This is a genomic window from Neobacillus novalis NBRC 102450, from assembly GCF_001591805.1.
In the GTDB taxonomy this organism is placed as follows: domain Bacteria; phylum Bacillota; class Bacilli; order Bacillales; family Cytobacillaceae; genus Neobacillus; species Neobacillus novalis.
In genome coordinates this window covers 1-26,241 of record NZ_BCVP01000038.1, presented here as the reverse complement: position 1 = coordinate 26,241, position 26,241 = coordinate 1, and the positions used below count along the sequence as shown (strand labels likewise).

22 protein-coding genes and 2 pseudogenes are annotated in these 26,241 nt (G+C 34.2%); 15 read left to right on the top strand and 9 right to left on the bottom strand.

All coding sequences use genetic code 11. The features are described from left to right. The first annotated feature begins 64 nt into the window (after positions 1–64). From BANVL01_RS21720 to BANVL01_RS21695, 6 genes are all read left to right on the top strand, one after another. Positions 65–874 (top strand): glycosyltransferase family A protein, encoded by an 810-nt coding sequence (locus BANVL01_RS21720; protein WP_066093600.1) that lies wholly within the window; start codon positions 65–67, stop codon positions 872–874. Beyond that, the gene (locus BANVL01_RS21715) at positions 861–2,021 is read left to right on the top strand and encodes an O-antigen ligase family protein (RefSeq protein ID WP_066093597.1); all 1,161 of its coding nucleotides are present in this window, start codon (positions 861–863) and stop codon (positions 2,019–2,021) included. Before BANVL01_RS21720 ends, BANVL01_RS21715 begins: the two co-directional genes overlap by 14 nt. A gap of 153 nt (positions 2,022–2,174) precedes the next feature. Beyond that, positions 2,175–2,951 carry a glycosyltransferase family 32 protein gene (locus BANVL01_RS21710; RefSeq protein WP_066093594.1) on the top strand — a complete coding sequence of 259 codons (777 nt, stop codon included), beginning with the start codon at positions 2,175–2,177 and terminating at the stop codon, positions 2,949–2,951. Then, positions 2,948–3,856, top strand: coding sequence for a glycosyltransferase family A protein (locus BANVL01_RS21705; RefSeq protein ID WP_066093591.1), 909 nt, complete (start codon positions 2,948–2,950; stop codon positions 3,854–3,856). Before BANVL01_RS21710 ends, BANVL01_RS21705 begins: the two co-directional genes overlap by 4 nt. A 300-nt stretch (positions 3,857–4,156) precedes the next feature. Further along, entirely contained in the window at positions 4,157–5,551 is a 1,395-nt protein-coding gene (locus tag BANVL01_RS21700; RefSeq protein WP_066093588.1) for a lipopolysaccharide biosynthesis protein, read from the top strand. A gap of 161 nt (positions 5,552–5,712) precedes the next feature. Then, positions 5,713–5,946, top strand: a complete 234-nt coding sequence (locus BANVL01_RS21695; protein ID WP_066093586.1) for a hypothetical protein — start codon at positions 5,713–5,715, stop codon at positions 5,944–5,946. A 487-nt stretch (positions 5,947–6,433) separates the two neighbouring features. Here BANVL01_RS21695 and BANVL01_RS21690 read toward each other — a convergent pair whose 3' ends face one another. Next, the gene (locus tag BANVL01_RS21690; RefSeq protein ID WP_066093583.1) at positions 6,434–7,756 is read right to left on the bottom strand and encodes a hypothetical protein; all 1,323 of its coding nucleotides are present in this window, start codon (positions 7,754–7,756) and stop codon (positions 6,434–6,436) included. A gap of 294 nt (positions 7,757–8,050) precedes the next feature. Between BANVL01_RS21690 and BANVL01_RS21685 the strand changes: the two genes are divergently transcribed. Then, positions 8,051–8,281: a hypothetical protein gene (locus BANVL01_RS21685; protein WP_066093580.1), complete on the top strand. Its 231-nt coding sequence runs from the start codon at positions 8,051–8,053 to the stop codon at positions 8,279–8,281. Positions 8,282–9,410: 1,129 nt separating this feature from the next. Here the strand turns inward: BANVL01_RS21685 and BANVL01_RS21680 are convergent. Continuing rightward, positions 9,411–9,806 carry a hypothetical protein gene (locus BANVL01_RS21680; protein WP_066093576.1) on the bottom strand — a complete coding sequence of 132 codons (396 nt, stop codon included), beginning with the start codon at positions 9,804–9,806 and terminating at the stop codon, positions 9,411–9,413. A gap of 500 nt (positions 9,807–10,306) precedes the next feature. After that, on the bottom strand, positions 10,307–11,002 hold the full coding sequence (locus tag BANVL01_RS21675) for a hypothetical protein (RefSeq protein ID WP_066093574.1): 696 nt from the start codon (positions 11,000–11,002) through the stop codon (positions 10,307–10,309). A gap of 589 nt (positions 11,003–11,591) precedes the next feature. Here BANVL01_RS21675 and BANVL01_RS21670 point away from each other — a divergent pair. Continuing rightward, on the top strand, positions 11,592–12,140 hold the full coding sequence (locus BANVL01_RS21670) for a hypothetical protein (RefSeq protein ID WP_066093571.1): 549 nt from the start codon (positions 11,592–11,594) through the stop codon (positions 12,138–12,140). 333 nt (positions 12,141–12,473) lie between these two features. Here BANVL01_RS21670 and BANVL01_RS28805 read toward each other — a convergent pair whose 3' ends face one another. The 3 genes and pseudogenes from BANVL01_RS28805 to BANVL01_RS28800 form a co-directional block, all read right to left on the bottom strand. Beyond that, positions 12,474–12,659 carry an IS3 family transposase gene (locus tag BANVL01_RS28805; protein ID WP_082805099.1) on the bottom strand — a complete coding sequence of 62 codons (186 nt, stop codon included), beginning with the start codon at positions 12,657–12,659 and terminating at the stop codon, positions 12,474–12,476. 589 nt (positions 12,660–13,248) lie between these two features. After that, entirely contained in the window at positions 13,249–14,193 is a 945-nt protein-coding gene (locus tag BANVL01_RS21665) for a hypothetical protein (protein WP_066093568.1), read from the bottom strand. 217 nt (positions 14,194–14,410) lie between these two features. After that, positions 14,411–15,277, bottom strand: a pseudogene (locus BANVL01_RS28800) (IS4 family transposase). Between the two features lie 475 nt (positions 15,278–15,752). On the opposite strand from BANVL01_RS28800, the gene BANVL01_RS21655 reads away from it, so the two are divergent. The 3 genes from BANVL01_RS21655 (at position 15,753) to BANVL01_RS27890 (ending at position 18,538) form a co-directional block, all read left to right on the top strand. Beyond that, complete coding sequence (locus BANVL01_RS21655; RefSeq protein ID WP_066093562.1) at positions 15,753–16,319, top strand: transposase; 567 nt, start codon at positions 15,753–15,755, stop codon at positions 16,317–16,319. Between the two features lie 42 nt (positions 16,320–16,361). Continuing rightward, entirely contained in the window at positions 16,362–17,894 is a 1,533-nt protein-coding gene (locus BANVL01_RS21650; protein WP_066093559.1) for a YifB family Mg chelatase-like AAA ATPase, read from the top strand. A 500-nt stretch (positions 17,895–18,394) separates the two neighbouring features. Beyond that, the gene (locus tag BANVL01_RS27890; RefSeq protein ID WP_169803207.1) at positions 18,395–18,538 is read left to right on the top strand and encodes a hypothetical protein; all 144 of its coding nucleotides are present in this window, start codon (positions 18,395–18,397) and stop codon (positions 18,536–18,538) included. Between the two features lie 92 nt (positions 18,539–18,630). On the opposite strand, the gene BANVL01_RS21645 is transcribed toward BANVL01_RS27890, so the two are convergent. Then, complete coding sequence (locus BANVL01_RS21645; RefSeq protein WP_066093556.1) at positions 18,631–19,239, bottom strand: lysozyme family protein; 609 nt, start codon at positions 19,237–19,239, stop codon at positions 18,631–18,633. Beyond that, complete coding sequence (locus BANVL01_RS21640; RefSeq protein ID WP_066093553.1) at positions 19,226–19,786, bottom strand: hypothetical protein; 561 nt, start codon at positions 19,784–19,786, stop codon at positions 19,226–19,228. Before BANVL01_RS21640 ends, BANVL01_RS21645 begins: the two co-directional genes overlap by 14 nt. 555 nt (positions 19,787–20,341) lie before the next feature. Between BANVL01_RS21640 and BANVL01_RS21635 the strand changes: the two genes are divergently transcribed. Continuing rightward, positions 20,342–21,880, top strand: a complete 1,539-nt coding sequence (locus BANVL01_RS21635; protein ID WP_066093551.1) for a YifB family Mg chelatase-like AAA ATPase — start codon at positions 20,342–20,344, stop codon at positions 21,878–21,880. Beyond that, positions 21,881–22,444, top strand: coding sequence for an REP-associated tyrosine transposase (locus tag BANVL01_RS21630; RefSeq protein WP_066093548.1), 564 nt, complete (start codon positions 21,881–21,883; stop codon positions 22,442–22,444). A 797-nt stretch (positions 22,445–23,241) separates the two neighbouring features. Here the strand turns inward: BANVL01_RS21630 and BANVL01_RS27480 are convergent. After that, positions 23,242–23,523 (bottom strand): hypothetical protein, encoded by a 282-nt coding sequence (locus BANVL01_RS27480; RefSeq protein WP_156482383.1) that lies wholly within the window; start codon positions 23,521–23,523, stop codon positions 23,242–23,244. Between the two features lie 346 nt (positions 23,524–23,869). Here BANVL01_RS27480 and BANVL01_RS21625 point away from each other — a divergent pair, with 346 nt between their 5' ends. Both BANVL01_RS21625 and BANVL01_RS21620 read left to right on the top strand, forming a co-directional pair. Continuing rightward, a complete protein-coding gene (locus BANVL01_RS21625; protein ID WP_066093546.1) occupies positions 23,870–25,552 on the top strand; it encodes a M14 family metallopeptidase in 1,683 nt (560 codons plus the stop codon). A gap of 247 nt (positions 25,553–25,799) precedes the next feature. Next, a pseudogene (locus tag BANVL01_RS21620) lies at positions 25,800–26,059 on the top strand (redoxin domain-containing protein); the annotation flags it as partial. Between the last annotated feature and the right edge of the window lie 182 nt (positions 26,060–26,241).

Genomic DNA, 26,241 nt, shown 5'->3' with positions numbered 1-26,241 from the left:
TTAGATATTAAATTATAAGTACTAGTTGCAATTAAATTTTATTAAATTAGAGGAAGTTGTTAGGATGGAAATAGAAGTACTTGTTTCAACTATGAATCAACAATCATTGGAATTAACTAAGAAGATGAATCTAAATAATAATGTTTTGATAATTAACCAATGTGATAAAGTTGACTTTAATCAAAGGCAAAGTGATAACAGTAGTATAAGAATGTTAACATATAAAGAGCGCGGGTTAAGTAATAGTCGTAATAGGGCTGTTGAAAATGCAGCAGGCGATATTTGTGTATTAGCTGATGACGATGTTATTTATGACAATGACTACAGAGAAAAAATACAAGGTGCTTATGATTTGCATAAGGATGCAGACATAATAGCTTTTCAAGTAATTAGAACTGGTTCTACTAGGCTAAAAAAATTTAGAAACTATACTTCTGTTGAAAATTATGTTAGTTGTATGAAAATCTCCTCTGTAGAAATAACTTTTAAAAGAGAAAGTATTTTAAAAAGTGGAATAAAGTTTAATAGCTTGTTTGGAGCGGGGTCACATTTTTACTTAGGGGAAGAAAGTATATTTTTATACGACTGTTTAAAAAAGGGACTAAAAATAGTATATGTTCCTGTTAGAATAGGGACAGTTTCAACAGACGAGTCAACATGGTTTAAAGGGTATACCCCTCATCTATTTAAAAGTATAGGCGCTAGTTATTATGGAATGTCTCAAAAATGGTACCTATTTCTTATCCTCCAATTTGTTATAAGAAAATATAAGAACTATAATAGCAGTGTTTCAATGAAAGACGTATTTAAAAACATGATTATGGGATCAATAGAATATAAAAAAATGAAGGATATACAGAATGAAAATAGCTAATAGATGGATAATAGTATTTTTTATTTTTCCGTTTTTAAATATTTATACCCTTAAAACTAATTTTCAAATTGAATTATCGATATTGTGTTTATTGCCAAGTCTTGTAGCTATAACACAGGTTTATAAATCTAAATACCTTCTTCAATTTGATATTTTTATTTTACTCTTTGCACTTTCTACATTATTTCCCGTGTTGTTAAATGGGACAGTATCCTTGGGGGTTATGTACTCTATATTTACTTTATTAGGTATATGTCTGTATGTTAATAGGAATATTAACAACTTCACAGAGCTAATAAGGGGGCTCTATTATTTATTTTCAGTAATAATAATTATTAATTTTGTATCCATAATAATTTTCCCAAATGGTATACCTGGTTCTATGCCAAATAATCCAATTTTCTTTTTGGGAGCAAAAAATACAATACAAATTACGATTCTTCCTGCTATATCAATAATTTTACTATATTCTTATTATATGTATGAGAAATTGAGGTTTATCCCATTTATTCTATTAATAATAAGTTTTATTAGCTTGTATTTTTCTGGTAGTGGAACAGCTATAGTTATTATGGGGCTAGCAGTTATATTTTTAAGTATATACAAGTTTTACAGCTTATCATTTAAAACATATATTTTAGTTTATTTCCTTATTTTTGTTTCGATTGTAATTTTAAGATTACAAGAGGTATTATTTGGAGAACTTATAACTAACTATCTCAATAAAGATATCTCATTTACTGGTAGAACTTATATTTGGGATATAGCTTTGGAAAAAATAAAAGAATCCTGGCTTATTGGTTACGGGCGGGGCAATAGTGTAATCTTTGAAAATACATCCAATTCCTTTTTTTATAAGCCTACTGAAGAAACACACAATGGTTTTCTTGAAGTCCTGTTAAATTCGGGGCTGATAGGAATAGTTGTATTATTTTCTATCCTTTTTGTAATCGGAAACCGTCTTGATAAATATAAACATCATATTATTTCAAGAGTATTATCCTTTTCAATTATTTCCTTCCTTATTATTGGACTAGTAGAGAGTGTTTTTTATAAAATTGAATTTTGGATTATACTTGTTATTTCATTTAACATAGATAAAATAGTTGTTCTTTTAAATAGAAAAAAATTATATGACACTGAATAATATTATATGTATTAATCAATCTATATCGGTATGTTAGTAGAAAGTATTAGGTGGACAACCGTAATTTGCTTACAACTTTTATTAAATGTAATAATTACCGATACAAGTAGATACTCTTGAAGAAAAAATCAGATAAAAAAAGAGGGAGGATATATGGGGATAGAAAAAAAAATACATTATTGCTGGTTTGGTGGAAATCAGTTACCTGAACTCGTTTTGAAATGCATTGATAGCTGGAAGAGAGTTCTTCCAGATTATGAAATAATAGAATGGAACGAGGGAAATTTTGATATTAACCTGTGCACTTATACACGTGAAGCTTATGAAACCAAAAAGTATGCATTCGTTTCAGATTATGTAAGGTTGCACGCTTTATATAATTATGGTGGTATATATTTAGACACTGATGTTGAGGTGATTAAATCTTTCAATAATTTTTTAGAGCATGAGGGGTTTTCTGGTTTTGAAAATAAAACTCATATTACTACTGGTATATTAGCAGCCCAAAAGGGTTCAAACCTTATTAGGGAGTTCCTAGATCATTATAATAATAAAAAATTTATTTTAGAAGATGGTTCTTATGACTTAACCACTAATGTAGATATTTTCACAAAAATATGTACTAAACATGGATTTGTTCCTAATAATCAATATCAAGTAATACAGGGGTTTGCATTATATCCTCAAACGTATTTTTCTCCTCTTTCAGATAAAAGTAAGAAACAGGACTTTTCCGAGAATACTCATGCAATTCACCACTTTGCTGGAACATGGCTTACGGAAAAACAAAGGAGAAGGAAAAATAGTAACTTCTGGAAAGTTATTATTATTTTATTAAAGTTAGTAAAAAAGGTTATGGTTCTATTTATCGGAGAGCAAGGTTTCAACAACTTTAAACTAAAGATAAAGAGAAGGAAAATTATTAAATGACTTCTTCAAAAATAACAATATTTACCCCAACCTATAACCGTAGAAATATATTAAAGAATTGTTACAAGAGTTTATGTAACCAAACGAACAAAAATTTTATTTGGTTAATAGTTGATGATGGGTCAAAGGATAATACTGAGGAGTTAGTTGAAAACTGGATACGAGAAAAAAAGGTAGAGATAAAGTATATAAAGCAAAAAAACAGTGGAAAACACGTTGCCCACAATACAGCTGTTAATTTTTGTGGGACTGATATATTTGTGTGTGTTGATTCCGATGATTATTTAACTAAAGATGCTGTTGAGGTAATTTACGAAAATTGGGATAAGGTAGAAAGCGATAGTCAACTATCTGGAATTATTGCCTTAAAAAGTTATAGTACTGGTAAATTAGTTGGCACAAGAATGCCTGAAAATATAAATATTTGTTCATTATTCGATTTGTATAGTAAGCATAAATTTAAAGGTGATACCATGCTTATTTATAAAACATCTATTTTAAAAAACTATCTTTTTCCAGTATTTAAAGATGAAAAATTTGTTACAGAGGCTGTAATATATGACCAGATAGACCAGAGTTTTAAAATGCTGCTGCTAGATAGGGTATTGTATATCTGTGAATATTTAGAAGATGGATATTCAAAAAATTTAAAAAATGTTCACCGCGCTAACCCAAAGGCGTATATTTATTTCTTAAATCAAAGAATTAAGTTTGCCAAATCGACGAAAGAAAAATATATTGCCATATCTTACTATTTGGCTGGGAACTGGATTATTAGAAATAAAAACATTATAAAAAATTCCGATCAAAAAATATTATATACATTGGCTATTCCTAAAGCTACAATAATTTTTATAAAGCCGCTTATAAAAAATCTACTAATAAAATTAGGCGTAATAAGATGAAGTTTAATTAAATAATTCAAATTTATATTTTGAAAAATATATAGGATAATAAATTGAAAGTATTGTTAATCAAGAACATAGAGAAGTATTGCAATACTATAAATAGACTATTGAACTACTAATAAAAGTAAGAATATATGTGTAGAGTATGCTAGGAATGATAATAACTTATTTTACACGGAAAAAATTATTAAACCGAAATCCATAATATTAAGTTAAAGGTAGTGCTATTGTAATAGAATTAATTTAAAGAATCTTATTGTTAAAGGATAGTATATATTAAAGAATTTGGTGGCATTAATGGGCAAAATTAAAAGGTTTTTAAGTACATCAGGGACTTATTTTATTGGGAGTGTATTATCTAAAATAATTGCATTTTTGCTACTCCCTTTATACACTAGTAAGTTATCACCCGAAGAATTTGGAATGTATGATTTAGTAGTTACAATAATTAGTTTCTTCGCACCCATAGCTTTTTTTCAAATTTGGGATGGAATGTTTAGATTTTCATTTGATAAACACAAATCTGATGAGAAGTACAGTGTTATATCAAATTCATTTTCTGTAATGGTGTTAGGCCATATTATATATTCGTTAATTTTTGGAATAATTTATCAGGTTTTCAATTTCGAGTATGCGTGGCTAATTTTTTTCTATGGAATATTAGTTGCTTTGCAATATCTATACACATTTATAGCTAGATCATTCTTGAGAAATAATTTGTTTGTTATATCAGGATTAATAAATAGCATACTAAATGCGATTATTAATATTGTACTAATACTTAAATTTAATTTCGGTATTGAATCACTATATATTGCATTTATTTTAGGCTCTATAATACAAGTGTTGATTATTGAAGCAAAGTTACATCCATTAAGAAATTTTCACTTTGATAGACTAAATATTAAAATACAATTAGACATGATTAAATTTTCATTACCTCTTTGTATTGCTGCTGTTTCCTATTGGATGTTGAGTGGTTACACAAAGGTAGTTATTTCTCAGCAATTAGGTAATTATGCCAATGGTTTGTTTGCAGTAGCTAATAGATTTACTTCAATGATTGCTTTAGTGGTTACTGTTTTTCAATATGCATGGAATGAAATGGCGTATTTAATGGTAGAGGATAAAAATAGAATTGTAATTTATAAAAAAGGAATAGAATATATATTTAAAGTGGTTATTATAGGGAGTAGTATTTTCCTATTGTTGATAAAAGTAATATTCCCATATTTTGTCGATTCCGCCTATCATGAAGCATTAATGATAATGCCATTATCTTTAATAGGGGTAGCATCTAATGTTTTTGCAAACTTTATTGGTACTATTTTTATGGCAGAAAAAATAACAAAGTGGATTTTCTGGACAACCCTCATTTCATCAGGTATCAATATAGTTTGTTTATGGATTTTCACACCTGTTTGGGGACTCCATGGTGCTGTTGGGGCATTATGTTTGTCTTTTATAGCCATTGCCTTATTACGAATTTTGGCAGTTAGAAAGATATTTAATATCAAGTTATCATTGTCAAATTTGTTTTATATTCTTTTATTAGCCGTAGTTACCTATATATTTTTTACAGTCGAAAGTATCCCTTTGTTATTTATGATTATTTTGATTTTAATTGGTATTACTGTCTATAGCTTTAGCGATATTCTTCTTGCAATACTGAGAGCTATTAAAATGAGATAAAAGAGACATTTCATATCTATATATATAGTTTGTACTTGTAAAACTTAGATAAACACTTGTACTAATAAAATGAAAGATTTTGGGGTCAGACCTCCGCCCTGATAAAGGTTTAAAGTAATAAAGCGTTGCGGTTAAGTGGAGGGGCCAACCAGAATTATAATATGACTATTGAATTTTGCCACGACTTAATGCTACTTATGCCAAAGTTGAGTGCCACTAGTTTAGCAGGACAGCCACAGCCATCAATAAAAAAGGTTGGGCAATTAGTCAGTGGTACCAGATTGTCACTTTATAAGGAAGCCTCTGCGGGTATGTGTATGGATGCCCAGCTAGGAAGCCATCATTCATGGGGCTGGTTAGCCAACAAGGCTATCATGCCCGCCTCTCCATATTAAAGTTGCAGACTAGTCCGTAAGCATACTCTAGGTGGCTCCAAACATGGCAGAAGTGGATCCAAAATCTGTCCGTTGTGGCTCTTAAAAGTGGCAGAGTTGTCACTCGTGCATGGCTATAAGCAGTTGTATATTGCCATTAAAAAGTGACACGTATGCCAAATTTTAGTGCCACTTAGGATTTCGGGGTCAGACCCCCACCCAGCTAAAGTTTAAAGCTGTAAAGTATGCCCGTGCCACCACCCGACATATGGCGAGTTTTGTAGCAAAATAGAATTGAAACGGGATACTTCTGGCCAGAAAACCGTGCAGTATAGCTACCAGAGTGACGATTTTCCGTGACATGCAATAACCAGATCTGGATATAAAAATTGTAACTTTTGATAATTTTAAAGATATGAAAGTTGAATAAATTGCTAATGTACCCAAAACCTCTGTGAAATTTAGCCAGAGGTGTAAGGCTTCACAATCTATAAGTGAAACTTGGATACTAAAAGACTATAGCTGGCTCTCGATGTTCATTTGACTCAAATAATTCCTCCATCGAAATTACATGGTTTCTTTCAATCCGTTGCTGATACTCCCTAATATGCCTTTTAATCTGTTCCAATTTAAGTTTTGGTGGAATTGCCATCCCTTTCATTTGGGAATAGTACTTATTCAAAATGACAGTGAAAAACTTTTTCAGTAAAGGATTATTTAATTCTACTGTCTTGTCTAATAATAAAAGTAAAAGTTCCTCTTTAGTTAACACTCCACCATACTTATCATTTAAAATGATGTCTTCGGAGATGGTAAATGCTTTTTGCAGGAAAGCAGCATCTCGAGGGTGATCCTCAACGTCAAACATAAATTGAACGAGTTGCTGGTATGTATATTTTTCTATTCTTTTAAGATGTGGTGCATTCTCCCTATGTGCTAAATCCTCGTCCGTTATTGCCGTTGCATGATAATAATATCCTACTAAATATTCGATAAATTTATAATTATAGATTGATTCATTATGTCCAAATAAATTAAGATGTGTCACTATCCTGGAGAAGTTGTACAATCTGATTAAATCAAAAGATTGATTAATTGAACGATCTCCGTCAAAAATTCTTAAAATCTCCAAAGTCCATTTAAATTGTTGCTCACTACTACGGAATAACTGAAAATATTCATAAGAAATGTCATAGATTCCGTTTGGTTGCTTCCTGTATATATAGGGTGAAGTGCCGTATTTCTTCTTGATTTTTTTTCGAATTTTTTTAGAGTAATCATAAATGATAGATTGCTTACCAAACACCTCTGAAAAAGCATGCTGGGAATCACTATTATATGTATCAAAGTAACTAATGATATTGCTTGAAAGCTTCTTACTCGTTCTAGAACCGCCGCTCATTTTGGTTAAAACATCAGCTTCTTGATGTCTAAAACTATCACTCTCAAAATATAATCCAAGCAGCTCATCTTCGTAAATTTGCTTCTTAACCTGTCTATTCTCCGAAATAATATACGCAAAGAAATAGTAAATGGCAAAAACCAAGCTAACTGTGAGCAGAATGAAATGGACCAATCTGAACGTAAAGGTTTGAACAAACATAAAAAATAAGGAGGATACATTAATGACTGCAAATAAGACAAGCAGTTCATAAATTCTCACGGGACCAACAATTCTATATTTCTTAACGAGAAACCTTCCGTAATCAACTCCTATTATTTTCTTTGTTTCCGCTAACGAGGTTAAACCAATAACAGTCATATTAATTGCAATAATAGCAATTAATATGGATGTATCAAAAATAATTTTTTGTATTTCTATAAAACTCATCTTTCTATCCTCCTGGGGAAATTACCTGTTAACTCCTATTTTATCAGATTCGAAAAAAGATTTGCTGGATTATTCCTAAATTTGTCACCGATAATTAGAAGGAAGGAGGAGCTCTTCCTAATTTCACGATTTCCTCTTCAATCGGCTCTTTCGAGAGCCATGAGAACCGCCCCTGTGGAACACAAAAGAGGATATAGTTTGTTGCTATGTTTTTCATTTAAAATTTTTAGAATAAAATCAAAAATAATTGAATAGAATAGTTAGGAACAAACATTCTGTTTATGGGGTGATATAATGGATCAGAATCAAGAGGATTTTAATGAATATATTAAAGGAGTGGAAAGAGTAGGCTATTTAAAAGGGTTTAAAAAGGGCTATAATGAGGGACTGAGTAATGGTTATCATCAAGGTGTAGTTGATACTGTAAATCAGATAAAAAGGGAAGCACATGAATTGTTTAAATCTGGTAAGAACTATGGAATGAATACAATAAAACACCTAAAATCTAAATATCCACATATTTAGCTTTAAGATCATCCTTATATGATATTCCGGGCTAAATTCGGGTGCTTGTGTCACGCCTCGAATTTTGTCAACAAATTAATTTTTAACTTTGTCGTTTTTTCTAAGACCATGGGGATGGAAAAAAACAGGCTGGTTCTGCTGGCTTCTATATTTTCAAATTACGATATAATGGAAACTTCATCGAACAGTATCAATAACTAAGCACCGCTTTGAAAGAAATAGTTACAAAAAGTAAAGGGTTGCTGATTAACGTTATCATGCTTCCTTTTTAATCCTCAATTAAAAATATTTCTTTGGCTGAAGAGTAATCCTTACTCCTGTTGAACCTATAATCAAATACTATAGATGATGGACAGAGCTATGTTTAATCAAACGTTTAATTAACTGACAAAAACTTTGGTCGTTAATCTGAATTAATCCTTTACTAGCGGACTTTACGGCATATTCAATCAAACGTTTATTTAACTGACAAAATTCTTTGTTGCCAAATGGGTTCATTCCTTTTACTGCGGCTTTCCCGAACAATCTAATCAAACGTTTAATTAGATTTTCTAAGGGATATTTTGTTGGGGTTTGTCGGTTTAGGAGTGGTGTCAGTAAAAATGGCTGAGTGGAGCCAGAAATAAAACCAATATTCGTCAAATATTTTTTGAAAAGAAGAGAAGAAACATTGATATCATTAGGGGTTGGTCCTATTTAATCAAACGTTTAATTAACTGACAAAATTTTTTGCCGCCTAATGGAGTAAATCCTTTACTAGCGGGATTCCTGGCATATTTAATCAAACGATTATTTAGTTTTATTGGAAGGGAACTTTGTTTAGATTTGTCAGTTAGGTGTGCTAAAATTGACCAGGTACTATCTAAAAATTTTCTCATAAGGGAGCTTCAGACTCAAGAGGCAACTTGACTTCATACCCCGTGCACTGTCAATTCTCATAATTCCTACCCTTCTCAGAATAGATGGATTTTAGTTGAAAATCTCCTTTTTTTTACACACCATGAAACGTTTATGACGGAAATTGTCACAATACACCAGTTTCTTTTACAATGAGTAATCTAAGATATTTCTAGAAATGAAGGGAGAATTCAAACTGCACAAGCTGCAGAACATACACCTACAGGTAATTTTATAATCGTGTGGTTGTATCAATCCTTACAGCATCATAACCTGCTGGTTGAGCGTTTCTATTTAGGAGACGATCATAAAAGGAGGGCGTCATGTCTACGATAAAGAGTTCATATCGGTATACATTAGCTACTTTAAGAATCTCTTTGATTAATCCGAAACCGATGCCCTGACGATGAAAATTTAACGGGATAAAGATATTTGGAATATGAACTTGTTTATGTTCTTCATTGATTAATATCCTGAGTACTAGTGTCTTAGTAAGTGGACTAGAGGTTTCTTGCACATGGACCTCAACAGTATTTTCATATGTTTCAGTATGATGCGAGTACATTTTAGTGTATAAGTTTTGAAGCCAGTTATCAACGCAGGTAACGAGTGTAGATGTTATATTCATAATAAAGACCTCTCTTATTTAGATTATTGAACGATTTTATTAATTCCTAATTTATCATAAGAGGAAATTGATTACTATACGATGACAAAAATTTCAGCTGCCGAATGAATTAAATCCTTAAATGGCGGGATTCCTAGCATATTTAATCAAACGTTTATTTAGATTTAATGGAAGGGAATTTTGTTTAGATTTGTCAGATCGGTGTGCTAAAGGTTAAAGCAGAAATAGCCATCATCGTCTCTATGACTATGGCCATATTATTGCTAAATTTGTCACAAGGGTATTTTTTTTATATGGAAAATATAGAACTTCGGGGTCAGACCCCCACTCAAGGGGTTAAAGGTAAAGGGGAATGAATCAGACTACAGATCATGGATATAAAATATTTAACGATTTAGTCATGAATATTTAAAAAGTGGAGTTAGGCCCACACCCAGGGGAATAATGGTAGTTTTAGGGTAGGTATGTCTTAAATACTTTGATCAAAAAGGGTCGGCCCTTCACTTGTTTTTAGAAGTGAGGGACGAATTACTTTTTTCCTTATTTAGACCAATTTGTTCAATGCTTTCATCTAAAATATTTATTACCAGATTAATTCTATTTTCACCTCTATGAGGTAGTAAAAAGAAATATAAAGCGATAATAATAATTGAAAAGATAAAGCCCCATGAATTATACGGATGAAACAATTCAACGAAGTGTTGGTCTGTAATCCTACCTTGTAAAATTGCTTGAATGCCAAAAATAACAAAACTTAAAAAACCGGTCCCAACTGTTTTATAATATAGTGTTAGTGTTTGTCTTTCTTTATAAGCTTTAAAATAAGCTCTTAATAATCTTAATTCTTCAATATTATTATTTGCCTCCATTAAAATCCTTTTATATATTAAATTTATATTATTTGGTAGGGCTGAGGGTTTAAGACTTTTAAAAAGATATTCTAAATAATTATCGCCACCTACTAAAGTGTCAGACCATTTGTATAAATCTTCTCCAGCATTTGACCGTTCTTTCCGCAAATCCTTTTCATGTAACCACTCACTCCAAGGAAACAGATAACTTGTGACCATAGCAATGACTGATATATTTACTATTATATTTCTAAACCAGTGATCGTCTATGTAAAAGTATAATACTACTCCTAAAGCCCACCAAAACAAATGCTTTAATATATTTCTAAATGATTTTATTTTCATTCAATTTCCACCCACAATCCAAATGAGAATGATTCCTTTTTGTTACATTATATCAATTTCGAATTTCATTTTACTAGGAATAATTTTTATCTCTTTTAATAGGGTATAAGATTAGTGTAACCGTCAAGTGATAAATTGCGGTGCCTGTGGTCAAGCCCCTAATAAATGGACACAGAAATAATTCGACAAAAACTGAATTTTACCTTTGAATTTTACCTTTGAATTTTAAAAGTTGCTACCGCGCTTCGCTTAGTGGCCTGGAGTGTATGTGGCAACACATGGGATGCTGGTGAGTTTACACTCTTTTACAAGATTGAATAATCGGCGAAAATACTAAAAAGATTTATTCTCACAATTTGACCCCACCCTTTTCACACGAAAACATAGGAATATTTTGGACAAATGTAGAAATAAAGAATATAAATAAAAAATGTAATACAATGGGGGTTAAAGATGGTGTCAATATTGAAAAAAATTAAAACGTATTAGAGCAGCGATAAGGAATAATATAATAAAAAATGTTCTACGATTTTAGATTCAATTGGTAGGTATAAAGAATTTTGCTGATATACCTAAGGAGGGAGATAGTATGAGTAAGTTTATCACATTTACATTAGTTTCTTGTGTCCTGATTCTTGTATCTTGTTCATCCTCAACTAATGGATTTAGAGAAGTAAGCTGGGGGTCATCATTGGATTTAGTTAAAAAGAAAGAAAAAGAACGCGGGAATAAAGACTTTGAAGAAAAAATTGATAAAATCTCCGATGAAAATATTATAGAACTATGGTATGACAAGATTATTATTTCTGGTCAAAAGACAGAAAGTCTTGAATATGAATTTAAAAAGGAGTTTAATGGTAAAATCTATGATGAACCAGTGTTGGTGGAAGGTACATATTACTTTGATCATAATAACTTTGATGAAGAAGTGTTGTTAAAAGATTTGAAATCTAAATACGGAAAAGGGCAAAAGAAGATTAATTACATGGATGACCCTTATTACGAATGGATATCAGGGAAAACTCAAATTCAGTATTGGCCTGATCCATATGACCCTTTTCTAAGTTATAACCATATAAGTGAGGATTCGCATCCTGAAAAAGATAGTAACGAAAATGGCGAAGATACAGGATTATAAGATAAAAAAGGTGATCAAGTAATGAATTTCGGGGTCAGACCCCCACTCAGCGAAAGATTAAAGCGGTAAAGCGCGCAAGTAAGACAGAGGGCAAGTCTCTCTGTTTTTGTTCTTTAAATTGCGGTGCCTGTGCGTTGCGATCCTTAAAGTAGACAATATAAATTCGGATTTTACTTGGAAACCAGGTCTGACAAGGCCTGGTTCCTTTTCTTCTCATCATCCTGAAGTGTCTCAGATAGGTGGAAGGCCGTCAAGGAAAGCACTTGACAGCCTTCCACCTAGGTTGGGTTATCAAGATGAGAAGGAGAAAATGTGGCATGTATGCCCCTCTGGTTAACTCGCTTGGGCATAACGTGCAGGGGTACCAAAATTTAAAACCCCTTGGATTCGTTCGTGGTTGTAATAACGGATATAATCATAAACATTTTGTTTAGCTTCTTCTATATCCTTTACGGTTTTTAATTCATTACGTTCTGATTTTACAAATGAAAAGAAACTTTCAATACAGGCGTTATCTATGCAGTTAGTCCTCCTAAATTATGGCGCCTGTCACCACCCAGTATATGTCGAGATTTGGAACTTTGGGATCAGGCCCCCACTCAGTGACCCTACATATTGATTACGACCATAGGGGTTTACCGCTTCTGCTATCTTTTGAACCGATTATTGAAAAAAATAGCCCACGCTGAACAGCGATGAACCAAAAAAATTCCTTATCTCTTTATCTACTTATTTTAGCTTTTAAATTGTTATGTTAAAATTAATCTGGAAAATTTAATTATCTGAGACCATAGGACGATTTTGTCGGAATTTTGGTTTAGGAAATGAAAAGGACTAATAAGTATCCGTGGGTATTTAGTTGTAAATTTGGAATTTCGGGGTCAGACCCCCGCCCTGATAAAGGTTAAAAGCAATAAAGCATTACGATTAAGTGAAGGGGTCAACCAGATTTTTATATGACTATCAAAGCCAAAATAATAAGAGTAAGAGCTGCCACGTGTGCATTATTTCTTTCGTGCGTATAAATTGCCATTAATATGTAACACTCGGCAAGGACAAGGGGACAACAGGAACCTTGCCCCTGAAAAGGTCAGACCCCCGTTCTAAATCATTCTCTGTCTTGTGGATTCATAATACTAACTGCATTTAGCCAATTTAAAATAATTGTTAGACTGTCAATATTATGTTTCCAATCGTGATAAAAGGCATCTATATCTGAATGTGGCTCGCTTACCCCATCGGAAACTAATGAATCGTAAAAATCAACAAATTTTAAATTAAATTTTTTTATTTCTTCTATTAAATCTTTTTCAGATTCGTTAGCAGATTTAAATAGATAATTTATTTTATCCTCAATAGTCTCATTAGGGTCGATGAAAACACCCAATTCTTGCCCAACCTTTAAAATAACTCTGGAATGATTTATATAAGGTGTTTGTTTAAAACCTTCCAATTTTGACATTAATTTTTCTAATTGATTCCTTTCTACAATATAATCAAGTATTACCTTATGATTTTGAATCATATATTCCAGGTATTGCATATAGGGTCTGATCTGATCAATGTCCTCCATTTTGACTTTGAATAATTGCTTTATTCCCAAAATATCATTCTCTTTTTCTTTCAAAAAGGCTTTGGTTTGCCTAATTTGACTTGCTAAATCATCACTTTCAGAAGTAATGCGCTTAATTTCATCTTTTTCATTTTTAATCTCGTCTTTTATGCTTTCAACTTTATTAAGTTGGTCATCAAACCTTCTTCGGAGGTACCATCCAATTAAGATAGCAATCACTGCAACAGCAGCAAACAGAACTGCCATTAAACCCAGTAGACTTGATATATTTCCTTCTAGGAGGCCAATACGGTCATTCTTCAATTGGGTTATTATGTCATTCAATTCAGCATTAGTTAGATTTTCCTTGCTATTTTTTTTAATTAATTCATTAACCTTTTCAATAGTTACAGAACTATTATTTTGCTCAGCAAAGGTAGAAAACGTAAAAAAACTACATGCCATAACAACTGTTAGGAGGATTGTTATAAAATATTTCATTGTAAAATAAATCCTTTCATTATGAATTAAGAACTATTATACCACTTATTGTTAATTACGCACTAAATAAAAACCAGGGCCAGTGGGGTTAGACCACTGGCCTTGCATGGATGTAACTAATTATAATTTATTCAAAAAAATTTACAGTTGGTTTTGTCTGATAACTGAAAAAAGGATAACGGGGTTTTAATATGACCTTGTTCCCTTTTTTTCCTCTTTAATAATTTCCTAATTTTCTTGGATGTTTTCTAACTTCTTTTTTCTTCACTTCTTTTACCAGAGCGACGTTTCCAAACGATGGTGTTTTTTTCTGAATTGGAATAGGGACTTTCTGTCTTCCTTTAGATTTTTTCTTCTTTTTTGGCTTTAATTTTTTCTTAAAGGAAGCCACAGATTTATAAAGATAGGTTTGTAAAAACCGAAAGAATTCCCATGGTGTTTTTTGTGACTCAGTTTCCAGTTTTACAATCAGTGAAAGTCCAAATGCAATTAGGGCTAGGAACATTTGATTCCAAATTCCTTGCGGCTTAGTACTCCATATCTTTGTAAGTTTTAGATGCTGCTTAATCCATTTGAAGAACAATTCAATCATCCATCTATTACGGTATATCTCCATCACTTGTTGATCTGTGAGGTCAAATCTAGTAGTTAAGATTCGATACGTTCTCTCTTTTTCGTCAATGAATTCAATATACCTAACCGGCGTTTTTGAAATACCATATAATACCTTGGCGTCTTGGATGACGGATGGATGAGTTGGTTCATATTCTTCCAATGTATATAATCGAAGTGCCTTCGTGATTCGAACAACAAACGAAATCTCTTTTTATTGCCAGTCCATTAGATTTTTTCTCGAAGGATAACCACGATCCATCACATAAGTGGCATCGGCTTCTTCAATTAGGGCATCCGAACTTTCAAAATCACTAACAGTACCTGTTGAAGGAACAATTTTGTCTGGAAACGCAACGTCTGGAGAAACAACTACTAATCTTGTATGCATTTTAACGGCATTATGTCCTTTTGAAATAAATGCCCAGTCACATAGTTGTTTTGGTAATCTAATTTCAGTAGAATCAACAATATTTAACCGACCAATCCCACCTGAAGCCCTTTTAGTTAATAAAGTTTTATTTACATATATTAAGCAAATGCATTTCCTTTTACCTATTAGCGATCCTTAATCATGAAAATAGTTCTATATTTTAATATTTATATAGAACTTTTATACTGTTTAATTTATAATTATTACTAATAATTGGTATATAGGAGGTATGGATGGGATTTTTCACTAAAGCTCTAACAATTCTAACGGGGAGCTCTGAGGAAACTTTACATAATGCGAGGGCTGAATTCTCCAAATTTTGGGGTCAGACCCCCGCTCTGATAAAGGTTTAAAGCGGTAAAGCGTAAAATGGAAGGAGAGGGTAAAGATCCCTCTCTGTTTTTTGTTCTTTAATTTGTCAATATTTATTATCGAATATGGTAGGAATTTAGAGGTTGTTGTTGAATAATGTATTTAATTGAGAATAAAGTAGAAAGAGAGGTGCTATAACCAGTTGTCGAGAAATCACCGCATTTGGTTTCCTGGTGCCAAGTATCATATTACGAACCGGGGTAATCGAAGGTCCTCTATTTTTTATGATGATTTTGATCGTGATGCCTATTTACAACTTCTAGGAGAAACCCGCAGTTATTATCCCTTTTATCTCCACGCCTATTGCCTAATGACCAATCATATTCATCTCCAAATAGAAACCATTCACCATCATCCAAAAGATATGATGAAAATGCTTAATTCAAGGTATGCGATGTATTTTAATAAACCACATCTTCTTGTAGGGCATGTTTTTCAAGGCAGGTATGGAGCTGAGCTTATTGATTCCTCAGACTATCTATTAGATGTTAGCAGATATATTCATTTGAACCCCGTAGAAGCAAAGATGGTAAAGTCACCTAGTGATTACCGGTGGAGCAGCTATAGTGCGTATATATCGGATTCCGTAAATCCTCATGTTACAACCAAAAAAATATTATCACACTTCCCTGAACCACAAAAAGAAAATTACCGAAAATTTGTTGAAGGGTCATTAAATATTACCCCTTCAAGTTCTAAACACAATTGAACGTATCAAGGTTAGTCCAGAAATAGCAGGAGGTTATTTGGTATGACGGTAAAAGCTTTAAGTATTGGATTGAAAGGTCTTGAGGGCTACTGTGTGCAGGTAGAGGTAAGAATAAAACCTGGTACCGAATCAATGGTTATAGTGGGTTTGCCAGATGTATCAGTAAAGGAGTCGAGGGAAAGGGTAGCAGCGGCACTTGGCTATTTTGATGCCGATATTACGGACCAGAAGGTTGTAATTAATCTTTCCCCTGCTGAACAAAAGAAAAATGGGCCGCTATTTGATTTGGCAATTGCGATTGCGGCTTTGAAGGAACTGAACATGATTAAGGGGAAAATTCCAATGGATACTGCGTTTATTGGCGCACTATCGCTCGATGGTATGGTTGTAAAAGCAGAAGGGATGTTACCAGCTTTGATAGCTGCTAAAGGACTTGGCTTAAAGAAAATTTATCTGCCCTATGATCCCACAATTCCAATACATATGTTAAAAGATTTGGACTGTATTGTTGTTCAACATATTGAAGAAGTAGTTCAACACTTAGAAGGTCAAGGACTACTGCCGTTTCATCCTAATCCAACTCCAAATGATCAAATGCCTCTATTTATTCCTTCGCCACAAAAGGATTTTCGATCTGTTATTGGCCATGAACAAGCAAAACGGGCATTAGAAATAGCGGCAGCCGGAGAACATAATGTACTCATGAGCGGACCGCCGGGATGCGGGAAAAGCTTGCTGGCGGAGACATTTCCTTCTATCTTGCCTAAACTTACGAATCAAGCACAACTAGAAGTAATGAGTTTATATCAGTTGGCAGGGGAGAGAAGCTTACATCAAAATGCTCCGTATCGGCACCCGCATCATTCAGCCTCCTCAGTGGCTATTATTGGCGGAGGCTCCTCACCACGGCCAGGAGAAATATCACTTGCTCATCGAGGTGTATTGTTCCTTGATGAGATAGCAGAATTCACTAAAAAGAACCTCGATATGTTACGCCAACCACTCGAAACCGGAGAAGTGACGATTAGCAGAGCCCATTCCATTGTGACGTATCCTTCTTCTTTTATCCTCATCGGTGCAATGAACCCTTGCCCGTGTGGTTATCTTGGTTCCAATGACCATTACTGCACATGTTCCCAGAAGCAAATTCAAAGTTATCAAAACCGATTGTCGGGTCCTGTCCATGATCGAATGGATATCTTATTATCACTTAAGTCGGTTAGTCTAGACCAAACATTAAAGACACAGGATTCCTCCCTGACTATCCGTGAACGGGTTGAAAAGGCGCGGTTGCTTCAGTATCAACGCTATCAAATGGAAATAACTAACGCTAAGGTTCCCTTTGAAATCTTAACAGATACAAGTCCATTAACAAATGAGCAGCGAAAGATGCTTATGAATGTTGTCGTAAAGCAAAACTGGAGCAACCGTGTTCAAATCAAAATCATTCGGCTGGCGAGAACTATATCCGACCTTGCTGTAGAAGAAAAAATTACCGATACAGCCCTCTGGGAAGCAATGACGTTAAGAAGATGGGGGCTTCATAAACAACAATCTTTAGCAAGGGAAACGTAAGCAGCTAACTATAGTTCCTTTTGAAATAATTTAGTATAAGACAGCTCTCGACATTCTTTTCAGGCACTTTGTGGGAAAAATCCACGTTCCAAGCGTACCTAGGAATCTTTTAATAAATCGTTTGTGTAGTGGAGAAAAGATAGGGATTTAATAGAATTTTGTATGTTCAAAAGAAATCAGTCCAATTTTGTGGAAAGGTGGATTATTATCTGCAATTTTCTCTTGCCAGTTTAGACAATTTTCTTTCCTAATTATGAAGGGAAATCTCTATATATCAGTGTTTATGGCTGTTTCAATCAAACGATTGAATAGTATAGCACTTATGGAATTGAGTCGAAGGGATGTCAGATAGTAGAATAAGTGATTTGGATACTAGTTATATCCAAAATTCATTGCACTTTTCAACAATATTTTTATCTGTTAACAGGGGGAAAGCTTTATATTTCAAGGATTGTAGCACTTTTAATTAAACGTTTGATTGAAAGGGAAATTAGAGGAGAATGGTCGAGGTTTGTCATAAAAGCGAAGTGGATTGGTTGTCTTTAATTCAAGGCCAAGCGCCCCCGGTTTTACTAAAGTTTGAAGAGATAGAGAATAAAAATACCAATCAATTGGTTCAGCCATTTGAGAAAATCGGTGAATAAACACAAACTTGAGGGCTTTGCATTTTTTCCAACTAACGTTTGAGAACTCCGATACCACTTTCACCGCCGGGATTTAGTCGGGTAAAAAAGGGTCAGTCCGCCGGCGATTTAACACATCGGGGGACTGGCCTCAAAGTTCCTAAATTGTTTATTTTCGAATATTTTATTGTAGTTTTTTTATATGTATGATTTGAAATGGACCAACAAAGTAAGTTGTAATATATAATTAATTCTCTATTTATAGGAGTAAATTTATTTCCAGTGGTGTATAGCTTGACTAAGCTCATAAATTTATTGTTTTCACCCTTGCAATCTTTTAAGTATATACTTAAAAGATTAGATACTAGTTCTATGTTATTTTGGGGGTTTAGGAGTTTTTTAATAATTTCAGTATCGCAAGATGAGTTCCAAACCATTTTTGCGGTACTTATTTTTACTTGTCCTAAACCTAAACTAGGATCCAGTTTAACTAATAAATATGGGAAAAATGAACAAAATTTTTCGAGCTTTCTTGTAAATATGCCACCTCTATTCATAGATTCAATTAATATAAAACTGTATATAATTTCCGGGTCTACCTGATATACGGAAGAATATTTATTAATAGTAAGTATTGTATCTTCTTTTGTCCTATTGGCAAGATAGGTTAATTTGTGCTTGTAGTTTATTATTGTTTCCAAGTAAGGATTATTCATTTTCATTTACTTCTCCTTTGTTGAAGGAGCTTGATTCCTTACTAATTTGAGTATCCAATATATCATAAACTTTCTTACTGTTTCCGCTCATGAATATTGCACCTAAAATAAACGGAATAATAGAAGCCCTAAGATATTCAATAAATAATTTTGATGATTCTGGAAAACTCAGTATAGATGAATAAACTAGAAGAATTGATGAGACTGGAAACAAAAAAAGCCAGAAAAAGACTATTAATTTCATTTTAATAGATGTTGGATAAAGGTAAATTTCTCTTGGATTTAACAAGGCTGGCCAGATTATTAAAAAACTACCGATAAAAGTTCCTAATAACAGATTTTTGACATCCAATGTAATCCAATAAATTACTAATCCAAATAGGTATATTAAAAAAACTCTAATTAAAACTATTCTATATGTTACTTTGTATTCCAATATCACTGATAGTGAAGAGAAATATGTTTTAGGGAAAACTAGCTTTTGTATTAAAAACATACAAATAAAAGCTAATCCTATACATAAGGAAATTAATAAATCTATAAACGAATACATAAAAGTAATCCTCCGTAATTCCTTGAAAATAAAGAATTGTTAATAATGTATAATAATATCACATTATTTCCATTTATAGTATAAAAATCGACTCAGAAGTTTTATGGATTTGGGGGTCAGACCACTGGCTTGGCATGGATGTTACTTATTATAATTCATTAAAAAAATTTACAGTTTATTTTGTCTGATAACTGAAAAAAGGAGAACGGGGTTTTTATATGACCTTGTTCCCTTTTTTTCCTCTTTAATAATTTCCTAGGCCAGTGGGACTGACCACAAAAAGGGGAGAGCTAACATTATACCGAATATCGGTGCCTGTCACGCCCCGAATTTTGTCGAAAATTAAATTATAAACTTTGTCAGTTATTCTTATTTTTTTGAAGGGTTTTTATATTTTTTGTAGAAAAATAACTAATAATAGGTCCACTAGCCCATTTTTGGAATCCTCATATCTTCTTCAAATCCTTTATTATTTCAATTCCTATTTCACACTTCATTTATTTATTTCAACATATTTTGTAGTTTGAGAAAAATAATACAGGAGGTTTTTTTATTATGACGGTTAAAGTTACAAGTGTTGGCTTAAAAGGTCTTGAAGGCTATCGTGTACAAGTAGAAGTGAAAATTAAAACCGGAACAGAATCAATTGTGATTGTCGGTTTGCCGGATGCTTCCGTAAAGGAGTCGAGGGAACGAGTTGTAGCTGCACTTAGTCATTTTGATGTCGATGTGACAGACCAAAAAGTTGTGATCAATCTCTCGCCATCTGAGCAAAAGAAAAATGGGCCGCTGTTTGATTTAGCAATTGCCATTGCTGCTTTGAAGGAGCTCCATATGATTAAAAGTGCTATTCCAACGAATGCAGCATTTATTGGAGCACTTTCTCTTGATGGAATGGTTGTAAAAGCAGAGGGGATGCTGCCGGCATTGATTTCTGCTAAAGGACTAGGCATTAAGAAGATTTATCTCCCTTATGATCCCACAATCCCTATACATATGCTGGAAGGTTTGGAGTGCATTGTAATCCAACATATCGAAGAAGTCGTTCAACATTTAGAAGGACAAGAACTGTTACCCTTCCATCAAAGTTTATCTTCAAATGATCAAATACCTCTATTTGCAGACCAACCACAAAAGGATTTCAGACATGTAATTGGCCATGAGCAAGCAAAACGAGCGCTTGAAATTGCGGCTGCTGGTGAACATAATCTGCTCATGAGCGGACCGCCGGGATGTGGGAAAAGCCTGCTTGCGGAAACTTTTCCTTCCATTTTACCTACCCTCACGAATCAGGCACAACTAGAAGTAATGAGTCTCTATCAGCTAGCAGGGGAGAGGTCAAGCCAGCATCAAAATGCCCCATATCGGAACCCTCATCATTCAGCATCTTCGGTTGCGATTATTGGCGGAGGCTCTTCACCGAGACCAGGTGAAATTTCTCTCGCTCATCGAGGTGTATTATTTCTTGATGAAATTGCTGAATTTACTAAAAAGACGATAGATATGTTACGGCAACCACTCGAAACCGGACAAGTGACGATTAGCAGAGCCCATTCCACTGTGACGTATCCTTCTTCTTTTATCCTCATTGGTGCAATGAACCCATGCCCCTGTGGTTTTCTTGGTTCTCATGATTATTACTGCACATGTTCACCAAAACAAATTCAAGCCTACCGAAATCGATTGTCAGGACCGATTTTTGACCGGCTTGATATCCTATTATCATTAAAGTCGATTAACTTAGATCAACCAGCATCTAATGTACAAGAATCTTCTTGTGATATTCGTACACGTGTTGAAAAAGCGCGGCAACTTCAATATCAACGTTATCAAACTGAAATTTCAAACGCAAAGGTTCCATTTGAGGTTATTACTCATACCAGCCCGTTAACAAGTGATCAACAAAATATGGTTTCGAACGTTGCTGCAAAGCAAAACTGGAGTAACCGGGTCCAAATCAAAATTATTAAACTGGCGAGAACCATCTCGGACCTTGACGGGGAAGACAAAATAACGGATGCAGCTATTTGGGAGGCCATGACCTTAAGAAGAAGGGGACTACCTAAACTACAATCTATAGCGAGGGAAACATAAATGTCACGTCAGAAAAGAATTTGGATCCCCAATCGTTTTTACCATATTGTTTGTAGGGGCAACCGACGGGATCCGCTTTTTCGAAATGCAACGGATTTTCAAGCTTTTTTGCACATTCTGAATCAACTTCATGAAAAGGTTCCTTTTGAAATGGCCTCCTACTGTTTAATGACCAATCATTATCACCTGCAGATTCGTTCCCCCGAAATTCCTTTTTCAAAACTTATGTCTCTTATCAACAAACGGTACGCAAACTACTACAATACAAAGTACCGTATAACAGGACATGTTTATGAAAAGCGCTATTATGACAAAATGATTGAAGATAGAGAGGGCATGTTAGAGGTTAGTCGCTACATCCATCTAAATCCTGTTGAAGCGAAGATGGTCAGGCAGGCAGAATACTATCCATGGAGCAGCTATTATTTGTTTAAGTATCCCAGAGCGGTGCAACCCTGTTTTATGAATATCGATAGATTATTAGATTTTTATGAAGGGACCTTGGAACAGAAGAAGGAGAAGTATTGTCGGAGTGTCAGTGTTAATCATCAGCCCTCGCCATGATTTTTAATAATTTTCGTGAATAATCCCGGTGCCACCCGATTTATCCGAAGGAGTTGACGGACAGAATTTTAGGGTCAGACCCCCACCCATCTAAAGTTTAAAGCGGTAAAGTATAAAAGGTAAACTGGGTGAAAATAAGCGGCAAATAAGCGGCAAAATGGAGAAAAGTTAGTGCATAAATTATGGGATGAACGTTTGACTATTCCTCCCAGCTCCTTCACCATGTTAATAATTATAACTATTTCCGGTTTTCGACAAGCATTTTAGCGGTTTGAAGGTTTAAATATAGGAATGGTGTCCGCCTTAGCCACTTTCAATCAAACGTTTATTTAACTGACAAAATTTTTAGCAGCCAAAGTAGTTGAGACCCTAAATAGCGGGTTTCGCGATCAATTTAATCAAACGTTTGATTTGTTTTTCAGAAGGGGATTTTATCGAGGAATGTCATTCTTTGCGGGCAGATGGTAATCATGCTGGACCGGATTCAGACAAAAAACCAACTTTCGCTAATTTTTTTTCAAATTTTAGCAGGAAATTGTTGATCCCACTGGCTTCCGCAGCCATTTAAATAAACGTTTGATTGAGTGACAAAGTTTTTGTCCGTTTAACCGCAATAATCCCTATGTGTCGCGGTTTCTAGCAAATTTAAATAAACGTTTGTATGGTTTAACCAATTGAGAAAATTGGTGAAAGAACACAAACTTAAAGGTTATGCATTTTATCCAGCCATCGTCTGAGAATCCCAATTCATGGCTGTGGTGGCCTCATCCAGTTCTTTAGAAGGTTAAATCATCATCTTAGAAGTCCGAGAGACTGTAGCTCTTGTTTTCATTAATGATTGCAAAGTCCCGTTTTGATAGATTGAGGAAATCATAAGGATTGATTTCCCTAACAAAAACTGATAGTAAATAATCGGCTTTTATCCCCCATTTGTTTGTAGTAATGATCCCTTTGTAATACCATTTAAGCCGATTGACCAGATAATCGGCCGACTTTCCCTTCATATAATATTCAGTGGTTAGATTGTTAGTATGAGTGAAGTAAACGATAAAATGAATATTGCCATTAAAATGTGACACTTATGCCAAATTTCATTGATTGAACAAGAATAAGATGGGGCTGTCTGAGTTTATTAAATAGGAAATTTCATTTTTTAGATTGGGAACAATTAATTGTAACCGTCACGAATCTAAACAGTGGTTTTTTCTTTCACATCTTTAAAGATGACAATCTTTTAATGAGCCCTTCTACGGATAATCTTTGATACGATAAAAGGTGCTTCTATGCCATTTGTCCAGTTCTATAAAAATAAGATTAGGTTGAAATTCCTGTTTTTTACAGAAGTATACTTTATTCATTTTCATTCCTAACCTTTTGTGATAAGTTTTAAATTGTATAATAATTCTGAATTTAGGAGAGTGTCTAATGAAGAAAGTGCTACGTGTTACTTCCATGGTTGCAGTGCTTACATTTTCGTCTAGTTTGCCTTTTACAGGGGGGATTTTCCAAGAAAAGACATATGCGGCAGAGGTTCAGAGTGAATTTACCCCTTATTATGGGACAGGCCCGAGCTATGTTCAGCCAGAAAATATCGCTCACCTCTTTCCAAAACCAGCTATGCAATTTCAAACACCCGGATTTGAAAAAGGAAAAGTCGCCTTTACTAGTCAGGAAGAAATGATGTCCTTTCTGAAAAAACTAGCAAATAAAAACAAGCATGTTCACCTTGACATCATTGGCCAATCTTTAGAAGGCCGGGAGATCCCTATCATCGTTTTCACGAAGGATAAATTAAAAGAAGTCAAAAACAACAAGAAGAAGCCACTTGTTTGGATTCAAGGACAAATTCACGGCAATGAGCCAGCTGCAAGTGAGTCAAACCTTGTCGTTGCCCAGCTACTAGCTGAAGGGAAACTTGGCGATGTCCTTGATAAAGTGAATGTAGTGATTGTACCGCGGATTAATCCAGATGGCTCATACTATTTTCAGCGGCAAATCGCGACAAATCTCGACGCAAACCGTGATTATATGAAAGTTGAATATCCAGAAGTACAAGCAGTTTATAAAGCTTTTAACGAATATCAGCCTGAGGTTGTTCTTGATGCACATGAATATACGGTCAATTCATCCTTGCTAAAGCCATATGGCGAAAAAGGTTCCGTCACATCCTATGACCTGCTCATCTCTTCGGCCAAAAACTTAAACATCCCGGAACAGGTTCGCAAAGCATCCGATCAGCTTCTCCTTCCTGAAGTTCAAAAGGAACTTGATAAAGAAAAACTCACTCATCACGATTACTATACCCTTAGCACAGATAAAGATGGCAAACTTGTTGCAACGGAAGGCAGCACGGAAACACGCATCGGTCGAAATGCTCTTGGCTTGAAAAATACACTCACTTACTTAATAGAAACTCGTGGTATCAATATCGGGCGTGCAGACTTTGAACGCCGCGTCTACGCTCAAACCATTGCACAGACCAACTTTATTAAGGCAGCAGCCAAAAACGCGCAAACGATTAAAAAGCTAGTGAAAGATGCCCGTGAAGAGGTCATTGGAAAAGGGAAACGCATCAACGATAATGATAAGATTGTGGTTCAAAGCGAAAACAAGCTGATTAAGGATCAAACGCTAGATGTCGTTGATCTGGCAAAAGGAGAAAGAACCGCCATTCCAATTGATTGGGAAGATTCTACAGAGGCATACGCCACACTTGAGCGTGAACGTCCCACGGCTTACATTATGCCTCCAGCCTACCACGATATTGCACGTAAGCTTCAAATTCTCGGCGTCGAGGTGAAGAAGCTCGACAAACCAGTGACTCTTTCCATTGAAAGTTACAAAGTGACAAACAATAAAGTATCTACCACACTTGAAAACGGTCACTATACGAAAGAAGTAACAACTGAGATCTCAACGAAAAACAAGCAATTCCCTAAAGGAAGCTATGTTTTCTCCATGGCGCAAGCAAATGCCAATTTTATCGCTTTAGCTTTTGAACCTGAATCCGTTGATAGCTACGTCACATTTAACTTCATCCCTGTTCAAAAAGGCGATGAGATTCCGATCTATCGTTATATGAAGGAAGATAAGCTTCCTGTGAAATAACCTTTTTTATCATAAAGCTAGTCCTGAATCATAGGACTGGCTTTTTTCATTGATTGGCAACAATTATTTAAAAATTTAAGTATTATTATTTTTCAAAAAGCAAACTCCATATGATAATAAGTTTTGAAATTAACGAATGATAATTAATATCGATACAAAGTTATTTTTCGTTAATTAAAGTTTTGTCTTTATGTCCAAACTAATAGTTGTTTATCATTTACTAACCATACTAGGAGGAAGATTTATTATGTCTCTAATCGGAAAAGAAATTCTACCATTTAAAGCACAAGCTTACGATGCTGGTAACGGCGAGTTTATCGGGTTACTGAACAAAGCATGAAAGGACAATGGAGTGTTGTTTGCTTCTATCCTGCAGACTTTACATTCGTGTGCCCGACTGAGCTTGAGGACCTTCAAAACCAATATGCTGAACTTCAAGGTCTTGGAGTTGAAGTGTTCTCAGTTTTAACAGATACACACTTTACACATAAAGCATGGCATGACCATTAAATCTCGGTGCCTAGTCACGAAGCATAAAGAAAATTATGGAATTGTACATTAAATATGCTTAACTTGATGGCTATGGGGTCTGCCCCCGATCCTCCCCGCTTTATTAGATCAGCTAAAGAAGCACTTTGATAATGAGCGTGAAGGAAAAAAGAAAATTAGATAAACTAGAAGAGAATCAT

Excerpts from the sequence above, each read along its gene's own strand:
- BANVL01_RS21700 (WP_066093588.1), top strand. The coding sequence starts at position 4,157 with ATGGGCAAAATTAAAAGGTTTTTAAGTACATCAGGGACTTATTTTATT.
- BANVL01_RS21695 (WP_066093586.1), top strand. The coding sequence starts at position 5,713 with ATGACTATTGAATTTTGCCACGACTTAATGCTACTTATGCCAAAGTTG.
- BANVL01_RS21625 (WP_066093546.1), top strand. The coding sequence starts at position 23,870 with ATGAAGAAAGTGCTACGTGTTACTTCCATGGTTGCAGTGCTTACATTT.
- BANVL01_RS21650 (WP_066093559.1), top strand. The coding sequence starts at position 16,362 with ATGACGGTAAAAGCTTTAAGTATTGGATTGAAAGGTCTTGAGGGCTAC.
- BANVL01_RS21670 (WP_066093571.1), top strand. The coding sequence starts at position 11,592 with ATGAGTAAGTTTATCACATTTACATTAGTTTCTTGTGTCCTGATTCTT.
- BANVL01_RS21690 (WP_066093583.1), bottom strand. The coding sequence starts at position 7,756 with ATGAGTTTTATAGAAATACAAAAAATTATTTTTGATACATCCATATTA.
- BANVL01_RS21710 (WP_066093594.1), top strand. The coding sequence starts at position 2,175 with ATGGGGATAGAAAAAAAAATACATTATTGCTGGTTTGGTGGAAATCAG.
- BANVL01_RS21680 (WP_066093576.1), bottom strand. The coding sequence starts at position 9,806 with ATGAATATAACATCTACACTCGTTACCTGCGTTGATAACTGGCTTCAA.
- BANVL01_RS27890 (WP_169803207.1), top strand. The coding sequence starts at position 18,395 with ATGGTCGAGGTTTGTCATAAAAGCGAAGTGGATTGGTTGTCTTTAATT.
- BANVL01_RS21715 (WP_066093597.1), top strand. The coding sequence starts at position 861 with ATGAAAATAGCTAATAGATGGATAATAGTATTTTTTATTTTTCCGTTT.
- BANVL01_RS21635 (WP_066093551.1), top strand. The coding sequence starts at position 20,342 with ATGACGGTTAAAGTTACAAGTGTTGGCTTAAAAGGTCTTGAAGGCTAT.
- BANVL01_RS21705 (WP_066093591.1), top strand. The coding sequence starts at position 2,948 with ATGACTTCTTCAAAAATAACAATATTTACCCCAACCTATAACCGTAGA.
- BANVL01_RS21720 (WP_066093600.1), top strand. The coding sequence starts at position 65 with ATGGAAATAGAAGTACTTGTTTCAACTATGAATCAACAATCATTGGAA.
- BANVL01_RS21685 (WP_066093580.1), top strand. The coding sequence starts at position 8,051 with ATGGATCAGAATCAAGAGGATTTTAATGAATATATTAAAGGAGTGGAA.
- BANVL01_RS21645 (WP_066093556.1), bottom strand. The coding sequence starts at position 19,239 with ATGAAAATGAATAATCCTTACTTGGAAACAATAATAAACTACAAGCAC.
- BANVL01_RS21675 (WP_066093574.1), bottom strand. The coding sequence starts at position 11,002 with ATGAAAATAAAATCATTTAGAAATATATTAAAGCATTTGTTTTGGTGG.
- BANVL01_RS21630 (WP_066093548.1), top strand. The coding sequence starts at position 21,881 with ATGTCACGTCAGAAAAGAATTTGGATCCCCAATCGTTTTTACCATATT.
- BANVL01_RS21640 (WP_066093553.1), bottom strand. The coding sequence starts at position 19,786 with ATGTATTCGTTTATAGATTTATTAATTTCCTTATGTATAGGATTAGCT.
- BANVL01_RS21665 (WP_066093568.1), bottom strand. The coding sequence starts at position 14,193 with ATGAAATATTTTATAACAATCCTCCTAACAGTTGTTATGGCATGTAGT.